We start from the raw sequence: 16063 nt of genomic DNA on the forward strand, positions 1-16063 counted from the left end.
ATGTCCGGTATCCGCGTGCTCGGTGGGGAAGTCGAGCGCGGCGAGCAGATCCTCACGCCGGACGCGCTGGAGTTCGTCGCGGGGCTGCACCGGGCCTTCGCCGCCACCCGGGACGACCTGATCGCCCGCCGTGCCGAGCGCCGGCCGTTGGGGTTCCTCGACGAGACCAAGCACATTCGGGACGCCGACTGGCGGGTCGCCGAGGCACCCGAGCCGTTGCGCGACCGCCGGGTCGAGATCACCGGGCCGACCGAGCGCAAGATGACCGTCAACGCGCTCAACTCCGGCGCCAAGGTCTGGCTCGCCGACCTGGAAGACGCCAACACCCCGCACTGGCACAACGTCGTCTCCGGCCAGGTCAACCTCTACGACGCCGCCCGCGGCACCATCGACTTCCAGTCGCCGGAAGGCAAGTACTACTCGCTCAAGGACGGCGACCACCCCACCATCGTCGTCCGCCCGCGCGGCTGGCACCTGCCCGAGCGGCACATCGAGGTCGACGGTAGGCCGGCGGTCGGCGCGCTGGTCGACTTCGGGCTGCACTTCTTCCACAACGCCGCCCTCGGCCGGCCGTACTACTACCTGCCGAAGATGGAGAGCCACCTCGAAGCCCGCCTGTGGAACGACGTCTTCACCGCCGCGCAGGCCGAACTGGGCATCCCGCACGGCACCGTCCGCGCCACCGTGCTGATCGAGACGATCCCCGCCGCGTTCCAGATGGAAGAGATCCTCTACGAACTGCGCGACCACGCGTCCGGTCTCAACGCGGGCCGTTGGGACTACCTGTTCAGCATCATCAAGTACTTCCGCGACGCCGGTGCGGACTTCGTGCTGCCCGACCGCAACAGCATCACCATGACCGCCCCCTTCATGCGCGCCTACACCGAACTGCTCGTCCGCACGTGCCACAAGCGCGGCGCGTTCGCGATCGGTGGCATGGCGGCGTTCATCCCGAACCGCCGCGACCCCGAGGTGACCGAGCAGGCCCTGGCGAAGGTCCGCGACGACAAGACCCGCGAGTCGAACGACGGGTTCGACGGCAGCTGGGTCGCCCACCCGGACCTGGTCCCGGTGTGCCGGGAGATCTTCGACGCGAAGTTGGGGGACAAGCCCAACCAGCTCGACAACACCCGCCCCGAAGTGTCGGTGACGGCCGAGCAACTGCTCGACTTCAAGTCCGCCGGCGGCCACGCCACCCGCGCCGGACTGGAGAGCGCCGTGGACGTCGGCGTCCGCTACCTGCTCTCGTGGCTGGCCGGCAACGGCGCGGCGGCGATCCACAACCTCATGGAGGACGCGGCCACCGCCGAGATCTCGCGGTCCCAGCTGTGGCAGTGGGTGCACAACGGGGTCGTGCTGGACGACGGCACGCCCGTCACCGCCGAGCTCGTGCGCGCGGTGCTGGCGGACACCAAGGCCAAGCTCGACGGCGAACACCTGGACCTCGCGGTGGAGCTGTTCGAGCAGGTGGCGCTGGCCGACGACTTCGTGGACTTCCTGACGCTGCCCGCGTACGAGCGGATCTGACGTGCCGCGGACTTCCCTGGACCCGGCGGCGGTCGCGGCGCTCACCGCGCGGCTGCCCGCCGTGGACCTCCGGTCGCCCTCGGGCCGCCAACCGGTCCACACGTGCTACGTGCCGGCGGACAAGGTCACCGACTCGACCGTCGCCGACTGGGGCGCGCAAGCGCTTGCGGCGTTGGGATCCCGCTCGCCGAGTGCCTTCGCCGCCCTCCTGGGCGTTCCCGAAGACCTCCACGAGCGCGTCCGCGCCAAGCTCGCCGCCGAGCCCGTGGAAGACCTCCGCATCGACTTCGAGGACGGCTACGGCACCCGCCCCACCGAGGACGACGACGCCGAGCGCACCGCCCTCCTGGTCCGCCGGTGGGTGGCCGAAGGACGCGCCCCGACCCGGTTCGGCCTGCGCATGAAGTCCTTCGACACCAAGGCCCTCGCCGACCGGGGTCTCCGCACGCTCGACATCTTCCTGACGGCGCTGGGCGACGTGCCGCCCGGCTTCGTGATCACGTTCCCCAAGGTGACGTCGGTGGCCCAGGTCGAGGTCTTCACGGACGTCCTGGACCTGTTCGACCACGACCTCCGCTTCGAGATCCAGGTGGAGACCACGCAGTCCATCGTGGACGGCAGTGGCCGCTTGGCCGTCCCGCAGTTCCTGTCGGCGGGCCGAGGCCGCGTCACCGCCCTGCACTTCGGCACCTACGACTACACCGCGAGCTGCGGCCTGGGCGCGGCACACCAACACCTGGCGCACGGGGCGTGCGATTTCGCGCGCAACGTCATGCAGGTGTCCGCGGCAGGCCACGGCGTGGAACTGTCCGACGGCTCCACCAACATCCTCCCCGTGGACGACAACGTCGACCACGGCTGGCAAACCCACTACAGCCTGGTCCGCAGGTCGTTGGCGCACGGCTTCTACCAGGGCTGGGACCTGCACCCGAACCAGTTGGTCACCCGTTACGCCGCCGTCTACGCGTACTACCGCGAGACGCTGGCCGCCGACGCCCGACGACTGAAGGCATATGTCGACAAAGCCGGTGGCGCCGTCCTGGACGAACCCGCCACGGCCCAGGCCCTGTCCACGTCGTTCCTCAGAGCCCTGGACTGCGGCGCCGTGACCGCCGAGGAACTCCACACCCTGACCGGCCTCACCCTCCCGGCCCTGACCGCCCTGGCCCGCCGCGCCACGACCTGACGACTACTCCGGCGGCGGCCACCCGATCTCGCCCTCGTGCATCCGCCGGGCGAACTCCAGCGCCTCCTCGACCGACTTCGCGTACCGCTCCGCGCGATCGCTGCGGAAGTCCCGATCAGCGCGCACGTCGACATCCTCGTCACTCAGCGACTCCGTCGAGAGGTGGCTGAGGAACGCGACCAACTCGGGTCGCGTGCCGTCCGCGGCGACCAGTTCTTCCCGAACCGCGCTGGGGAACCCGGCGGAGTACCGGGCACCGTGGTACTCGTCCACGACGCCGAGGTAGAGCGCGTCCAGTGCTGGGAAGGACGCCGGGTCCACCACCTCGGCGGGCAGCGGCACGCTGTACTTGCGCCTCCCCGCGTTCCAGCAGTCCTGCTCCAGGTCCAGCTCCAGCAGCCGCCGCGCCGCGCCCGACCGGGCCAGGTCGACCAACCCGTCGTCCCCGATCACGTGGTCGTGCAGGTCCAGCTCCCACAACTGCGGCAGCACCGCCCACCGCGCCAGCGCTCGCGCCCCACGCGTCCCGACCGTGTTGTACGCCAACGAAACACTGCGCAGCCGGGGGGCCGACGCCACCGCCGTGAGCGCTTCGACGTCGTCGTCCCCGAGCCCGCAGTCGGCCAGGAGGAGGGTCCGCACGCGCAGCGGGACGTCCGCCGGCCAGCTCCCCATCGGGTTGTGCGAGACGTCGAGCGCGCCGAGGTCCCGCAGCCTTTTGGACCGCAGCAGCGCCCCCAGCCCGTCCGCTCCCAGCGCGGTGGCCACCAACCGCAGGGACTTCAGCCCCACCGCGTTGTCCGAGGCCGCCCACGCCGTGGCGCCACCGTCCCCGATCACCTGGAAGTCCGACCGCGAGTAGTACGGCGACCCGCCGCCCGTCCCGCTCAGGTCGAGGTGCGCCAACGCGGGCAGCCGCACCTGCGAGGCCAACCGCCGCGCCCCCGCCTCCCCGATCCGGTTGCGGCTCAGGTCGAGGTGCCGCAGTTTCGGGAACGCCCCACCGAACGCCTCCACGGTTCGGTCGGTGGCGACGAGGTCGACGAGCCGCAACTCCTCGAGGCGATCGGGGTCCACCGCCTCGACCACCCGGACCAGGGTGTCGTCGCCGACCGGCACCAGCTCCAGGGTGAGCGAGGTGAGCCGACCCAGCACCCCACTGCCCACGATCGCCTCGACACCGCGAGCACCCAGGCCTTCCCGCCCCGTCCCCATGGACGTGCCGCGCACTTCGAGCGTCCGCAGGCCCGTCAGGTCGGCGTGCGCGAAGAACACCTCGGCCGCGTCGTCGTCCGCCTCGATGACGTTGCCGAAGAACGGCTGCCACAACGGTTGCCGGCCGTTCTTGCCGCAGCGGAACCCGATCGCGAGGCGGTCGAGCCGGCCCAGCCCGGGGCAGTCGGCCAGCTCACGCGCTTCTTCGGCGCTGCACACCAGGACGTCGGCGGACCGCAGCTCCGGCACGAGTCCGGTCCGCAGCAGGTGCACGAGATCCGGCGCCCGCAACCCCGCGTGCCGCAGCCGCAACGGCCCACCCGCCGGCCGGAACGGCGGTTTCTCGTAGTCCCACAGGTTCTCCGCGAGCGTGACCAGGTCCAGCGACTCCAGTCGCGCCAGCCCGGGGTGCTCGGCCAGCCGAGCCACCACGTCCGTGTTCACGTCCAGGAGCCACCCGGTCCGGACCTCCCGCAGCTCCGGCCAGTGGTCCAGCGTGTCGACCAGCTCCGCCAGCCGCTCGGTCGCGAACCACCCGAGGTCGATCCGGGTCACACCGCGGACTTCGGGCCGGACACGCGGATCCGGCAACGGCAGCTTCTCCAGCGAGAGGTGCCGGTCCACCATCGTCAACGAGCGGACCAGCGACCACGTCGGCTTCGTGTACCCGGCATCCAAGGCGGCGAGCCAGGACCACGGCGCCTCGCGCACCTCGTCGGGCCACGACGCAAGCGCTTCTCCGCACCGCGCCAGGAGTTCCGCGGAACCCCCGACAGCCGCGCACAACGCTCGGAACGCGAGCTTCCCCGGCTCGCCGCCCAGCACTTCCTCGATCACACCGGCAACTTAGTGCGCCGAACCCCCGACACGAGCAGGTTCAACACCACCGCCGCCACCGTGCCCGCGCTGATGCCGGAGTCCATGACGGTCTGCACGACCCCCGGGAACCGGTGGTAGAAGTCCGGCGCGACGATCGGCACCAGCCCCACACCCAGCGAGATCGCCACCGTCAGCACCTTGCCCGACTCCGCCAACCCGTCCGCCGCCAGCGCCTTGATCCCCGACACCGCGACCGACCCGAACAGCACCAGCCCGGCCCCGCCCAGCACCGGCCCCGGCACCAGCGCCACCACCGCCCCCGCCACGGGGAACAGCCCCAGCAGCACCAGGACCACCCCGGCCCCGGCGACGACGTACCGGCTCACCACTCGGGTCAACGCGATGAGCCCGATGTTCTGCGCGAACGCCGTGCACGCGAACCCGCCGAACAGCGCGCTGAACGCGGTCGCCAGCCCGTCCGCCCGCAAGCCGTCGGCGATGGTCCGCTCGGTGGTGGGTCGGCCGACGATCTCGCCCAGTGCCAGCATGTCCGCGGTGCTCTCGGTCATCACCACCACCATGACGATGCACATCGACACGATCGCCGCCGCGTCGAACACGGGTGTGCCGAAGTGCAGCGGTGTGGCGAAGGCGAACACGGGCGCGTCCGAGAACGCCGCCGTGTCGACCATCCCGAGCGGCCAGGCCACGAGCGTGCCCACGACCAAGCCGATGAGCAGGGCGAACCGGTTGCCGATCCCGGTCAGGAACCGGTTGCACGCCAGCACCGCGGCAAGCGTCACCACGGCCACCAGCACCCCGCGCACCGACCCGTAGGACGGTGAAGCCGGGTCGTTCCCGCGGATCCACCGGATCGCGACCGGCAGCAGGCACAACCCGATCAACGTGATGACGGTCCCCGCCACGACCGCCGGGAACAGCCGCGTCAACCGGCCGAAGTACGGCGCCGCCAACGTGGTCAGCACCCCGCCGACCAGCGTGGCCCCGTAGACCACCGGCAACGCCCCGGCCTGCCCGTGCTCCTCCACGATCGCCAGGACCGGCGCCACCACGGCGAAGGACACCCCGTTGATCAACGGCAAGCGCGATCCGACCCGCCGGAAACCCAAGGCCTGCAACAGGGTCGCCACCCCGGCGGTGAACAGGCTGGCGCTGATGAGCAACGCGAGGTCGGTCGGACCGAGCCCGACCGCCGCCCCGATGATGAGCGGCGGCGCGACCACACCGGCGTACATGGCGGCGACGTGCTGGAGGGCACCGGCCGCCAGGGGTAAGGGACGGGGGAGTTGATCGACGGGGTGGCGCACGGCGAGCCTCCTGGCTAGAACGTGGGCAGCGAGTACCAGGCCTGGCCGGGGTCCTCGGCGTCGTCCCGCAGCACGGTCCCCTCGATCAGCCCGTAAGGACGGTCGGCCGCGTAGAAGACCTCGTTGTCGTTCTCCAGCCCGAACGGCGACAGGTCGACCACGAAGTGGTGCTTGTTGGGCATGGACAGCCGTACCTCGGCCACTTCCGACCGCTCCTCCAGCACCGCCTCGCCCATCGCGTACAACGTCTGCTGCAACGACAGCGAGTGCTTGGCCGCGAACGTCCGCAGCAGGATGCTCCGGATCTCCGAGAAGCTCTTCGCCCAGTCGATCCCCGACCCCTGGTACCGCCACCGCGCGGTCACCGACGTCGCCAGGATCCGGTCGGTCACCTCCTTGAGGGTCGTGTACTTGTCCCTCGGGAACCCGTGGAACTCCGACCCGGTGGACTTCAGCACCACCAGGTCCTTCAGACCCGACACCACCCAAGCCTGCGACCCCTCCACGGTCACCGCCGTGGTCCGCTTCTCGTTCGAGCCTTGCACGAACGAGTGGTCGTTCTCCTCGATGCGCTGCCACGAGTGCTCGTCGATGAGCACCCGCGCGCCCGTGATGGCCTCCTGCGAGGACACGAAGTGCCGGGCCAGCCGCAGGGCGAAGTCCTCGATCTCGCCGACCGGGGCCTCCTTGGCGAAGGCGTAGACGGTGTTCTTCTGCGTGTCCGTCGCCAGGACGGCCGCGTTGTCGCCGGTCAGGTGGGTCTCGGCCAGGTCGCCGCGCAGCGAGGTGCTGACCGTCAGGTCCTTGATCGTGTGCACATCGCCGTCGCGGGTCACGGTGACGAGCCGGTTCTCCGCTTTGCCGTACTGGTTGGGGCCCAAGACGATGGCCATCGGTCAGCTCCCTTGCGTGTCGTGGTTCCGGAGCACCTTCCGCAGGCGCAGTGCGGCGATCTTGCGCAGCTCGGCGTTGACCACGCGCAGCTCGGCACGGGGGTCGTTGGCCATGCGCGCGGCCAGGTCGTCCAACATCCGCTCGCCGCTCAACCCGGTGGCGCACACCAGGTAGATGTGGCCGAACCGCTCCTCGTAGGCGGCGTTGGCGGCCTTGAGGCGGTCCGCGAGCGACGAAGCCACGCCGGACTGCTCGGCCGCCGACCACTTCGCCGACACCCCGCCGTGCGACGACTTCTCGCCGATGCGCGGGTGGCCGGCGATGGCGGCGTGCACCTCGTCGTCGCTCAGCTCCGCCGCCGCGTCGGAGGCGGCCAGCAGGTCGTCCTCGGTCGCGTACGGGCGGCCGGCCAGGACGGCGTCCACCCAGCGCGGGACCGCGAGGCATTCGGTCAGCAGCGGGCGGAGCTGTTCGGCCGGTGCGGAGTTGAACCCGTGCAGATCGGTCACCAGGGCTCCCTTTTTCTGTATCGCGGAAACGCATTTCCGCCATGAGGGACGGTACGAGCGGCCTCCGGGCGTGTCAACAGTCTTGCGCCGGTCCGGGAACCGTGCCTACTCTCTCGATGTACGGAAGATAGCTTCCGCATTGTGGAAGGAAGCCGAGATGCGGTACGACGTCAACCTGTCGATCCTGTTCACCGATCTCCCGGTGCTGGAGCGGCCCGCAGCCGCGCGCGAGGCGGGGTTCGACGCGGTCGAGTTCTGGTGGCCCTTCGCCGAGGCCGTGCCCGCGACCAGCGAGGTCGAGGCGTTCGAGGCGGCGGTCCGGGACGCGGGCGTGGCCCTGGTCGGCCTGAACTTCTTCGCCGGCGACATGGCCGCCGGGGACCGGGGGCTCGTGGCGTGGCCCGGCCGCGAGGCCGAGTTCCGCGCGAACGTCGAGATCGCGGCGGGCATCGCGGCCCGGCTCGGCTGCCGCACCTTCAACGCCCTGCACGGCAGCTTCCCCACCACCCCGGCCGCGCTGGAGAACCTCCGCTACGCCGCCGACGTGGCCGCCGAGATCGACGCGACCGTGGTCGTCGAACCCCTCTCGGCCGCGCCGGACTACCCGCTGCGCACGGCCGCCGACGCGCTGGCCGTCCTCGACGCGGCGGGCCGCGACAACCTCGCGCTGCTCGCCGACCTCTACCACCTCGCCGTCAACGGGGACGACCTCGACACCCTCACCGCCCACGTCGACCGCATCGGGCACGTGCAGATCGCCGACGCGCCCGGCCGCGGTGAGCCCGGCACGGGCGACCTGGACCTCGAAGGCGCGCTCGCGAAGCTCGAAGCCGCCGGCTACCAGGGCTTCGTGGGCCTGGAATACAAGGCCACGCGCTTCCGCGACGGCCTCCCCGACTTCGACTGGCTGTTCGGACCTAAGGACATCGCATGAGCAGGATCGGATTCATCGGGCTGGGGATCATGGGCACGCCCATGGCGGCCCACCTGGTCGCCGCCGGCCACGACGTGACGGGCTTCGACCTCAACGCCGACGCACGCGCCAAGCTCACCGAGGCCGGTGGCACGGCCGCGACGGACGTGGCGGGCGCGGCACAAGCAGCCGAGGTCGTCATCACCATGCTGCCCAACCACCCGCAGGTGGAGGACGTCGTCCTGGGCACGGTCCTCGACGTCGTCGCCGAAGGCACCCTCCTGATCGACATGAGCACGATCCGCCCGGAGACCTCCCTGGCGGTCGCCGAAGCCGCGAAGGCCAAGGGCGTGCGGGTCCTCGACGCCCCGGTGTCCGGCGGCGAGGCCGGCGCGAAGCAAGCGACGCTGTCGATCATGGTCGGCGGCGACGAGGCCGACTTCACCGCCGCGCGCCCGATCTTCGACGCCCTCGGCAAGACCGTGGTGCACGTCGGTCCGCACGGCGCGGGCCAGGTGGTGAAGGCGGCCAACCAGCTCATGGTCGGCGGCATCTACGCGCTGGTCGCCGAGGCGATCGTGCTGCTGGAGGCGTCCGGCGTGGACGCCAAGGCCGGTCTGGACGTGCTCGCCGGCGGCCTGGCCGCCAACCGCATCCTCGACCTCAAGCGGGAGACCATGATCGCCCGCGAGTTCCAGCCGGGTTTCCGGATCGACCTGCACCACAAGGACATGGGCATCGCGCTCGCCGCCGCCCGCCAAGTCGACGTCGCACTGCCCGTCACGGGCCTCATCGCCCAGCTCATCGCGTCCGCGCGCGCCCAGGGCTACGGCTCCCTGGACCACTCGGCGCTGCTCAAGGTCATCGAGAACTTCGCAGGGAGGGCCTGATGGCCAAGGTTCCCGTCATGCAGGCGGTCGTCGACGTCCTCAAGTCCGAGGGCATCGACACCGTGTTCGGCTGCCCCGGCGCGGCCATCCTGCCGCTCTACAAGGCCATGGAGGCCGACGGCACGATCGAGCACCTGATCGTCCGCCACGAAGAGGGCGCCACGCACATGGCTGACGGGTGGTCCCGCACCACCGGCAACGTCGGCGTCGCCATCGGCACCTCCGGCCCAGCCGGCACCAACATGATCACCGGCCTCTACACCGCGCAGGCCGACTCCGTGCCGATCCTGTGCATCACCGGCCAGGCGGCCACCTCCAAGCTGCACCAGGAGGCGTTCCAGGCGGTGGACATCGTGGCCATCGCCGCGCCGGTCACCAAGTGGGCGGTGCAGGTCAAGGAGGCCGCGCAGGCGCCGTGGATCTTCCGCGAGGCCTTCCGGATCGCCCGCTCCGGCCGGCCCGGCCCGGTCCTCATCGACCTGCCGATCGACGTGCAGAAGCAGGAGATCGAGTGGGACGCGTCCATCGACGCCCCGCTGCCGGTCGCCAAGCCCGAACCGCACCCGGCCCGCGTCGAACGCGCGCTGGAGATGCTGCTGGCCGCCGAACGCCCGCTGCTGCTGGCCGGCGGCGGCGTGATCCTCGCCGAGGCGGGGGAGGAACTGCGGCAACTCGCCGAGCACCTCCAGGTCCCCGTCCAGGCCACGCTCATGGGCAAGGGCGCGATCGACGAGGACCACCCGCTGTACGCGGGCATGACCGGCATCCAGACCTCCCAGCGCTACGGCAACGCCTCCTTCCTGGAGTCGGACCTGGTGCTCGCGCTGGGCGCGCGGTTCGGCGACCGGCACACCGGCGACCTCGCCACCTACCGGGGTGAGCGCAAGTTCATCCACGTCGACGTCGAGCCGACCCAGATCGGCAAGGTCTTCGGGCCGGACCTGGGTGTCGTGGCGGACGTGAAGCTGTTCCTGCAAGCGCTGCTGAAGCTCGCGCGTGAACGGGCCGCGGCACCCCCGAACGCCTGGACCGAGCGGTGCGCCGAGCTGAAGCGGACCCTGTTGCGCCGCGAGGACTTCGACACCGTCCCGGTCAAGGCACCCCGGGTCTTCAAGGAGATCAACGAGTTCTACGGCCCGGACACGTACTTCGTCACCGCCATCGGGCTCTACCAGATCTGGTCGGGCCAGCACCAGAAGGCGCACAAGCCGCGGCACTACCAGGTGTGCGGCCAGGCCGGTCCGCTCGGCTGGGAGATCCCGGCGGCGATCGGCGTGAAGAAGGCGCTCAAGACCGCCGAGCCGGACGCCGAGGTGGTCGGGATCGTCGGCGACTACTCCTTCCAGTTCCTGGTCGAGGAACTGGCCGTGGGCGCGCAGTACGACGTCCCGTTCGTGCTGATCATGCTCAACAACGAGTACCTGGGCCTGATCCGGATGGCCGAGGACCACGGCGGCTACGACATGAAGTACGAGGTGGACATCCACTACGACACCAACGGCTCGGACAACGTCAAGATCATGGAGGCCTACGGCTGCTCCGGCACCCGGGTCACCGAGCCGGGCCGCATCCGCGAGTCGCTGGAGTGGGCGCGCAAGGAGGCCGAGCGGACCAGCCGGCCGGTGCTCGTGGAGATCATGATCGAACGCGAGGGCAACACCGCCAACGGCACCTCCATCGCGGCGATGCGCGAGTACGAGCCGCTGCCGTGAGTGGTGTGGGGAGCCACGTCGTCGTCGCGCCCGACAAGTTCAAGGGAACGCTGTCCGCCCCGCGGGTCGCCGCCGCTGTCGCGCGCGGCCTGCGGGAGGCGGTCCCGGACGTGGAGGTGCGCTGCCTGCCGGTGGCCGACGGCGGCGACGGCACGGTCGACGCCGCCGTCGCCGCCGGCTTCCTGCGGGTCGGTCGGTGGGTGACCGGCCCGGTGGGCAAGCCGGTGGCGGCGAGCTTCGCCGTGCGCGGGACGACCGCCGTGGTGGAGGTGGCGTCGGCGGCGGGGCTGGCGTTGTTGGACGAGCCGGCGCCGTTGACGGCCACCAGCACGGGGGTCGGTGAGCTGCTGGTCAGCGCTTTGGACTCGGGTGCGCGGCGGATCGTGCTCGGGGTCGGCGGCAGCGCGTGCACCGATGGCGGTCGGGGGATGCTCGAAGCCATCGGCGACCGCTCCTTCGCCGGCGTCGAGGTGGTGCTGGCCAGCGACGTGGACAACCCGCTGCTGGGGCCGTCCGGGGCGGCGGCGGTGTACGGGCCGCAGAAGGGAGCCACGCCCGCCGACGTCGAGGTGTTGGAGGAGCGGTTGGCGCGGTTCGCGGCCGAGGTCGGGCCGGAGTACGTGGACGTGCCGGGCGCGGGTGCGGCCGGTGGGATCGGGTTCGCCGCGCTGGCCGTGCTGGGCGCGGTTCGCCGGCCCGGGATCGAGGTGGTGCTGGAGCTGGTCGGGTTCGCCTCCGCGGTGGAAGGCGCGCGGCTGGTGATCACCGGCGAGGGGTCGCTGGACGCCCAGACCCGGCACGGCAAGGCGCCCGCGGGGGTGGCGAAGGCGGCGGGGTCCGTGCCCACCGTCGCCGTCGCCGGCCGAGCCTCAGTGGACCCCGTCGAGCTGGGCCTGCGGGGTGCGTACCCCCTGCTCGACGTGGAACCCGACCTGACCCGGTGCCTGGCCGCGCCCGAGCCGCTGCTGGAGCGGCTGGCCGGTCGCATCGCCGCCGACTGGCTGGGAGAGTGACCGGCATGGACCTGGTGTTCCGCGCGAGCAGGGTGATCACGCCGCAGGGCGAGCGGGCGGCCGACGTGGGCGTCCGGGACGGCCGGATCGAGGTCGTCACCGGGCCGGACGAGCTGTCCGGCGACCGGGTGGTGGAGCTGGCCGACGACGAGGTGCTGCTCCCCGGCCTGGTGGACACGCACGTCCACGTCAACGACCCCGGGCGCAGCGAGTGGGAGGGGTTCCCGACCGCGACCCGCGCGGCGGCGGCCGGTGGCGTGACGACCATCGTGGACATGCCGCTCAACAGCCTGCCGCCGACCACGTCGGTGGACGCGCTGGAGGTCAAGCGCAAGGCCGCCGACGGGAACGTGCACGTGGACGTGGGTTTCTGGGGCGGGATCATCCCCGGCAACCGCGCCGACCTGCGGCCGTTGCACGACGCCGGCGTGTTCGGGTTCAAGTGCTTCCTGATCCACTCCGGCGTGGACGAGTTCCCGCACGTCGAGCACGACGAGCTGCGGGCGGCGCTGACCGAGCTGCGGACCGCGGACGCGCTGACCATCGTGCACGCCGAGGACCCGCACCACGTGACCGAGTCCGGTCCCGGCTACCGCGACTTCCTGGCGTCCCGGCCGCACCACGCCGAGGGGCAGGCGATCAGCGGCCTGATCGGGCTGGCGCGGGAGACCGACGCCCGCGTGCACGTGCTGCACCTGTCCAGCGGGGAGGCTCTTCCGGCCTTGCGCGAGGCGCGCGCCGCCGGCCTGCGGGTCACGGCGGAGACGTGCCCGCACTACCTGACCTTCATCGCGGAGGAGATCGGCGACCGGGCCACGCACTTCAAGTGCTGCCCGCCGATCCGGGACGCGGCCAACCGCGAGCTGCTGTGGCGCGGTCTCGCGGACGGGCTGGTCGACCTGGTCGTCAGCGACCACTCGCCGTGCACGCCGGAGCTGAAGGAAGGCGACTTCGCCACCGCGTGGGGCGGGATCGCGAGCCTGCAACTGGGGCTGCCTGCCGTGTGGACGCAGGCGCGGCAGCGCGGGCACGCCCTGACCGACGTGGTGCGGTGGATGGCTTCCGCGCCGGCCGCGCTGGTCGGCCTGACCCGCAAGGGCGCGATCGAACCCGGCCGCGACGCCGACTTCGCCGTGTTCGCGCCCGACGACGCCTTCGTGGTGGACCGGACCCGGCTCCACCACCGCAACCCCGTGACGCCCTACCACGGCCGCCCGCTGGCGGGGGTCGTGCGGCAGACGTGGTTGCGGGGCCACAGGATCACCGGAGACCGGCCCACCGGCCGGCTGCTGAGCAGAGGAGACGCATGACACCCACCTGGACCCGGCTGCCCGACCTGGCTTCCCGCGCGGTCGGCGGGAGCGTGGTGTGGGCCAACGACGAGTTGTTCGCCGAGCGGGAGAACCTGATCACGCCGGCGGAGGCCGAGTACCGGCCGCACACGTTCGGCCACAGGGGTCAGGTCTACGACGGGTGGGAGACCCGGCGGCGCCGGGAGCCGGGGTCGGACAGCGCCGTGGTGCGGTTGGGGCTGCCCGGCGTGGTGCGCGGGGTCGTGGTGGACACGGCGTGGTTCAAGGGCAACTACCCGCCGTTCGCGAGCGTCGAGGGCACGCACGCCCTCGGCTACCCGAGCCCGGAGGAGCTGACCGACTGGGAGCCGCTGGTGCCGAAGTCGCCGTTGGGCGGGGACCAGAAGCACTACTTCGACGTCGACGTCGAACGCCGGTACACCCACGTCCGGCTGACCATGTACCCGGACGGCGGCATCGCCCGGCTGCGGGTCCACGGCTCGCCGGTGCCGGACCCGGACCTGCTGGTCCCGGGCGCGCTCGACCTGGCGGCCCTGGAGAACGGGGCCGCGATCGCCGGGTGCAGCAACGACTTCTTCGGCAAGCCCGCCAACCTGATCGCGCCCGGCCAGGCCGGGTCGATGGGCGAGGGCTGGGAGACCGCCCGCCGCCGCGACGACGGCAACGACTGGGTGGAGGTCACCCTGGCCGCGCCCGGCGTGGTGACCCTGGCGGAACTGGACACCACCCACTTCAAGGGCAACGCGCCGGGCTGGGCCTCGATCCGGGGCCGGGACGCCCGCAAGGACCCGGACGACTGGTTCGAGCTCCTCCCGCGCACCCGGCTGCAACCCGACACCCGGCACCGCTTCCGCGTCGAGGGTCCCGAGGCCACGCACGCCCGCCTGGACATCTACCCGGACGGCGGCATGGCCCGGATGCGGCTGTTCGGCTCGCTCACCGACGCCGGCCTCGACCAGCTCACCGCCCGGTACGCCGACCTCACCCGGTAGTCACCGGTCACCCGGTCGTTGTCAGCCTTCGGACTGACGGCGTGTGCGACTTCGGTCGGTTGTGCGCTGCTTCACACCCCTGGAAGCCTGCGATCACCCTGAAGGGTGACAGGAACTAGGGAGGAACCTGTGCGACCGATCTTCCGCGCGTTGGGCGGTGTCGGCGCGGCCGTCGCGCTGCTCGCCGGCACCGCGTCGGTCGCGTCCGCGGACCCCGCGGACGCGACCCCGCCCGACGCCGACGTCCAGGCGCTCGCCGCGCCCATCGACTGGAAACCCTGTCCGGAGCTGGCCGAGGTCGAGTGCGGCACGCTGAAGCTGCCGATCGACTGGGCGAAGCCGCACGGCGAGAAGTTCGACCTCGCCGTGGCCCGGCGCAAGGCCCTCGACCCGGCCAAGCGGATCGGCATCCTGGTGATCAACCCGGGCGGTCCCGGCGGGTCGGGCGTGAACTTCGCCCTGGGGGCCAACCGGTACTTCAGCAAGGACGTCCAGGACCGCTTCGACATCGTCGGCTTCGACCCGCGCGGGGTCGCGCGCAGCCAGCCGGTGAAGTGCTCGGTGGAGATCCTGGAGAAGCAGCCGTCGGTGTACCCGGCCAACCAGGCGGAGTTCGACGCCTTGGCCCAGTACAACCGCGACCTGGCCGCGGACTGCCGCAAGAACTCGGGCCCGATCTACGACCACGCCGACACGATCGCGGTCACCGACGACATCGACGCGCTGCGCCGGTCGCTCGGTGAGCGCAAGATCAACTACTACGGCGTGTCGTACGGGACGTTGATCGGCCAGCAGTACGCCGAGCGCTACGGCCGCAACATCCGCGCGATGGTCATCGACTCGAACATGGACCACAGCCTGGGGACCTGGCGGTTCAACGAGACCGAGGCCGTGACGGCGGAGGACTCGTTCACCGAGTTCGTGAAGTGGTGCGAGCGGACCCCTTCGTGCGCCCTGCACGGCCGTGACGTGGCCCGCTTCTGGGACGACCTGCTGGCCCGCGCCGACCGCGGCGAGATCACCGACCCCGACGACCCGAACTTCAAGATCCCGGCGGACCTGATCATCAGCAACGCCTTCGGCGCCTTCTACGGCCCCGACTGGGCCCCGCTGGCGCAGTGGCTGCTGGCCCTGTCCGGCGGCACTTCCACGTCCGCTTTCGCCGCCGAACCGCAGACCGTGAACAACCCGTTCCCGGCGGTCTTCTGCCAGGACTGGGCGATGCGCGTGAAGAACCACCGCGAGCTGTCGGCGCTGGTGGCACGCGCGAACCAGTTGGCACCGCACATGCGCGGCTCGTCCCTGGGCCACTTCGCGATGGCCGGCTGCATCGGCCTGCCGGAGAAGGTGAACAACCCCCAGCACCGCCTGCGCATCAAGGACGCGCCGAAGATCCTCATGCTCAACGCCCTGCACGACCCGGCGACGGGCTACGAGTGGGCCGTCAACGCCCACCGGCAGAGCCTGGGCACCACGGTCCTGCTCACCTACGAGGGCTGGGGCCACGGCGTCTACGACCGCAGTGCGTGCACCGTGGGCGCGACCGACAAGTACCTGATCGAGCAGAGGGCGCCACGCGACGGCACCCACTGCGCCGCCGTCGAGCCGCAGCCTTCGCTGACGACGGCCGACGCCGGCACGAGCAAGCAGCCGGCCGGTCCGAAGCCGGGCCTGCCCGGCTGGCAGAGCTGATCCGCCGCTCGACACGGGCCGTCCTCCAGGGGGAGGGCGGCCCGTTCGCTGCCCGCGGTG

13 protein-coding genes are annotated in these 16063 nt (G+C 71.5%); 9 read left to right on the top strand and 4 right to left on the bottom strand.

The features are described from left to right. Both aceB and DFJ66_RS31125 read left to right on the top strand, forming a co-directional pair. A complete protein-coding gene (gene aceB, locus DFJ66_RS31120) occupies positions 1-1527 on the top strand; it encodes a malate synthase A (protein WP_121226437.1) in 1527 nt (508 codons plus the stop codon). 1 nt (position 1528) lies between these two features. Then, positions 1529-2713 (top strand): DUF6986 family protein, encoded by a 1185-nt coding sequence (locus tag DFJ66_RS31125; RefSeq protein WP_121226439.1) that lies wholly within the window; start codon positions 1529-1531, stop codon positions 2711-2713. A gap of 3 nt (positions 2714-2716) precedes the next feature. On the opposite strand, the gene DFJ66_RS31130 is transcribed toward DFJ66_RS31125, so the two are convergent. Genes DFJ66_RS31130 through uraD form a run of 4 tightly spaced genes read right to left on the bottom strand, consistent with a single transcriptional unit; the run spans position 2717 to position 7481 of the window. Then, the gene (locus DFJ66_RS31130; RefSeq protein ID WP_121226441.1) at positions 2717-4765 is read right to left on the bottom strand and encodes a leucine-rich repeat domain-containing protein; all 2049 of its coding nucleotides are present in this window, start codon (positions 4763-4765) and stop codon (positions 2717-2719) included. Then, complete coding sequence (locus DFJ66_RS31135) at positions 4762-6075, bottom strand: nucleobase:cation symporter-2 family protein (RefSeq protein WP_246029970.1); 1314 nt, start codon at positions 6073-6075, stop codon at positions 4762-4764. The genes DFJ66_RS31130 and DFJ66_RS31135 overlap by 4 nt, the downstream gene beginning before the upstream one ends. A 14-nt stretch (positions 6076-6089) precedes the next feature. After that, positions 6090-6968 (bottom strand): factor-independent urate hydroxylase, encoded by an 879-nt coding sequence (pucL, locus tag DFJ66_RS31140; RefSeq protein ID WP_121226445.1) that lies wholly within the window; start codon positions 6966-6968, stop codon positions 6090-6092. A 3-nt stretch (positions 6969-6971) separates the two neighbouring features. Continuing rightward, positions 6972-7481 (bottom strand): 2-oxo-4-hydroxy-4-carboxy-5-ureidoimidazoline decarboxylase, encoded by a 510-nt coding sequence (gene uraD / locus DFJ66_RS31145; RefSeq protein WP_397556328.1) that lies wholly within the window; start codon positions 7479-7481, stop codon positions 6972-6974. A gap of 154 nt (positions 7482-7635) precedes the next feature. On the opposite strand from uraD, the gene DFJ66_RS31150 reads away from it, so the two are divergent. The 7 genes from DFJ66_RS31150 to DFJ66_RS31180 all read left to right on the top strand — a co-directional run bounded on the left by DFJ66_RS31150 (position 7636) and on the right by DFJ66_RS31180 (position 16003). Further along, a complete protein-coding gene (locus tag DFJ66_RS31150; protein ID WP_121226449.1) occupies positions 7636-8412 on the top strand; it encodes a hydroxypyruvate isomerase family protein in 777 nt (258 codons plus the stop codon). Then, positions 8409-9281, top strand: coding sequence for a 2-hydroxy-3-oxopropionate reductase (locus DFJ66_RS31155; RefSeq protein WP_121226451.1), 873 nt, complete (start codon positions 8409-8411; stop codon positions 9279-9281). The genes DFJ66_RS31150 and DFJ66_RS31155 overlap by 4 nt, the downstream gene beginning before the upstream one ends. Next, positions 9281-10993, top strand: coding sequence for a glyoxylate carboligase (gcl, locus tag DFJ66_RS31160; RefSeq protein ID WP_121226453.1), 1713 nt, complete (start codon positions 9281-9283; stop codon positions 10991-10993). Before DFJ66_RS31155 ends, gcl begins: the two co-directional genes overlap by 1 nt. A 5-nt stretch (positions 10994-10998) precedes the next feature. Then, the gene (locus DFJ66_RS31165) at positions 10999-12006 is read left to right on the top strand and encodes a glycerate kinase (RefSeq protein ID WP_121226456.1); all 1008 of its coding nucleotides are present in this window, start codon (positions 10999-11001) and stop codon (positions 12004-12006) included. 5 nt (positions 12007-12011) lie between these two features. Next, a complete protein-coding gene (gene allB, locus DFJ66_RS31170) occupies positions 12012-13316 on the top strand; it encodes an allantoinase AllB (RefSeq protein ID WP_121231988.1) in 1305 nt (434 codons plus the stop codon). Then, complete coding sequence (gene alc / locus DFJ66_RS31175) at positions 13313-14311, top strand: allantoicase (RefSeq protein ID WP_121226458.1); 999 nt, start codon at positions 13313-13315, stop codon at positions 14309-14311. The genes allB and alc overlap by 4 nt, the downstream gene beginning before the upstream one ends. 129 nt (positions 14312-14440) lie before the next feature. Next, positions 14441-16003, top strand: coding sequence for an alpha/beta hydrolase (locus DFJ66_RS31180; protein WP_121226460.1), 1563 nt, complete (start codon positions 14441-14443; stop codon positions 16001-16003). Positions 16004-16063 lie beyond the last annotated feature (60 nt).

This window comes from Saccharothrix variisporea (genome assembly GCF_003634995.1).
GTDB classification, from domain to species: Bacteria; Actinomycetota; Actinomycetes; order Mycobacteriales; family Pseudonocardiaceae; genus Actinosynnema; species Actinosynnema variisporeum.

Bases quoted from the DNA above. Each gene is read 5' to 3' on its own strand.
- aceB (WP_121226437.1), top strand. From the start codon at position 1: ATGTCCGGTATCCGCGTGCTCGGTGGGGAAGTCGAGCGCGGCGAGCAG.
- pucL (WP_121226445.1), bottom strand. From the start codon at position 6,968: ATGGCCATCGTCTTGGGCCCCAACCAGTACGGCAAAGCGGAGAACCGG.
- DFJ66_RS31150 (WP_121226449.1), top strand. From the start codon at position 7,636: ATGCGGTACGACGTCAACCTGTCGATCCTGTTCACCGATCTCCCGGTG.
- DFJ66_RS31155 (WP_121226451.1), top strand. From the start codon at position 8,409: ATGAGCAGGATCGGATTCATCGGGCTGGGGATCATGGGCACGCCCATG.
- gcl (WP_121226453.1), top strand. From the start codon at position 9,281: ATGGCCAAGGTTCCCGTCATGCAGGCGGTCGTCGACGTCCTCAAGTCC.
- allB (WP_121231988.1), top strand. From the start codon at position 12,012: ATGGACCTGGTGTTCCGCGCGAGCAGGGTGATCACGCCGCAGGGCGAG.
- alc (WP_121226458.1), top strand. From the start codon at position 13,313: ATGACACCCACCTGGACCCGGCTGCCCGACCTGGCTTCCCGCGCGGTC.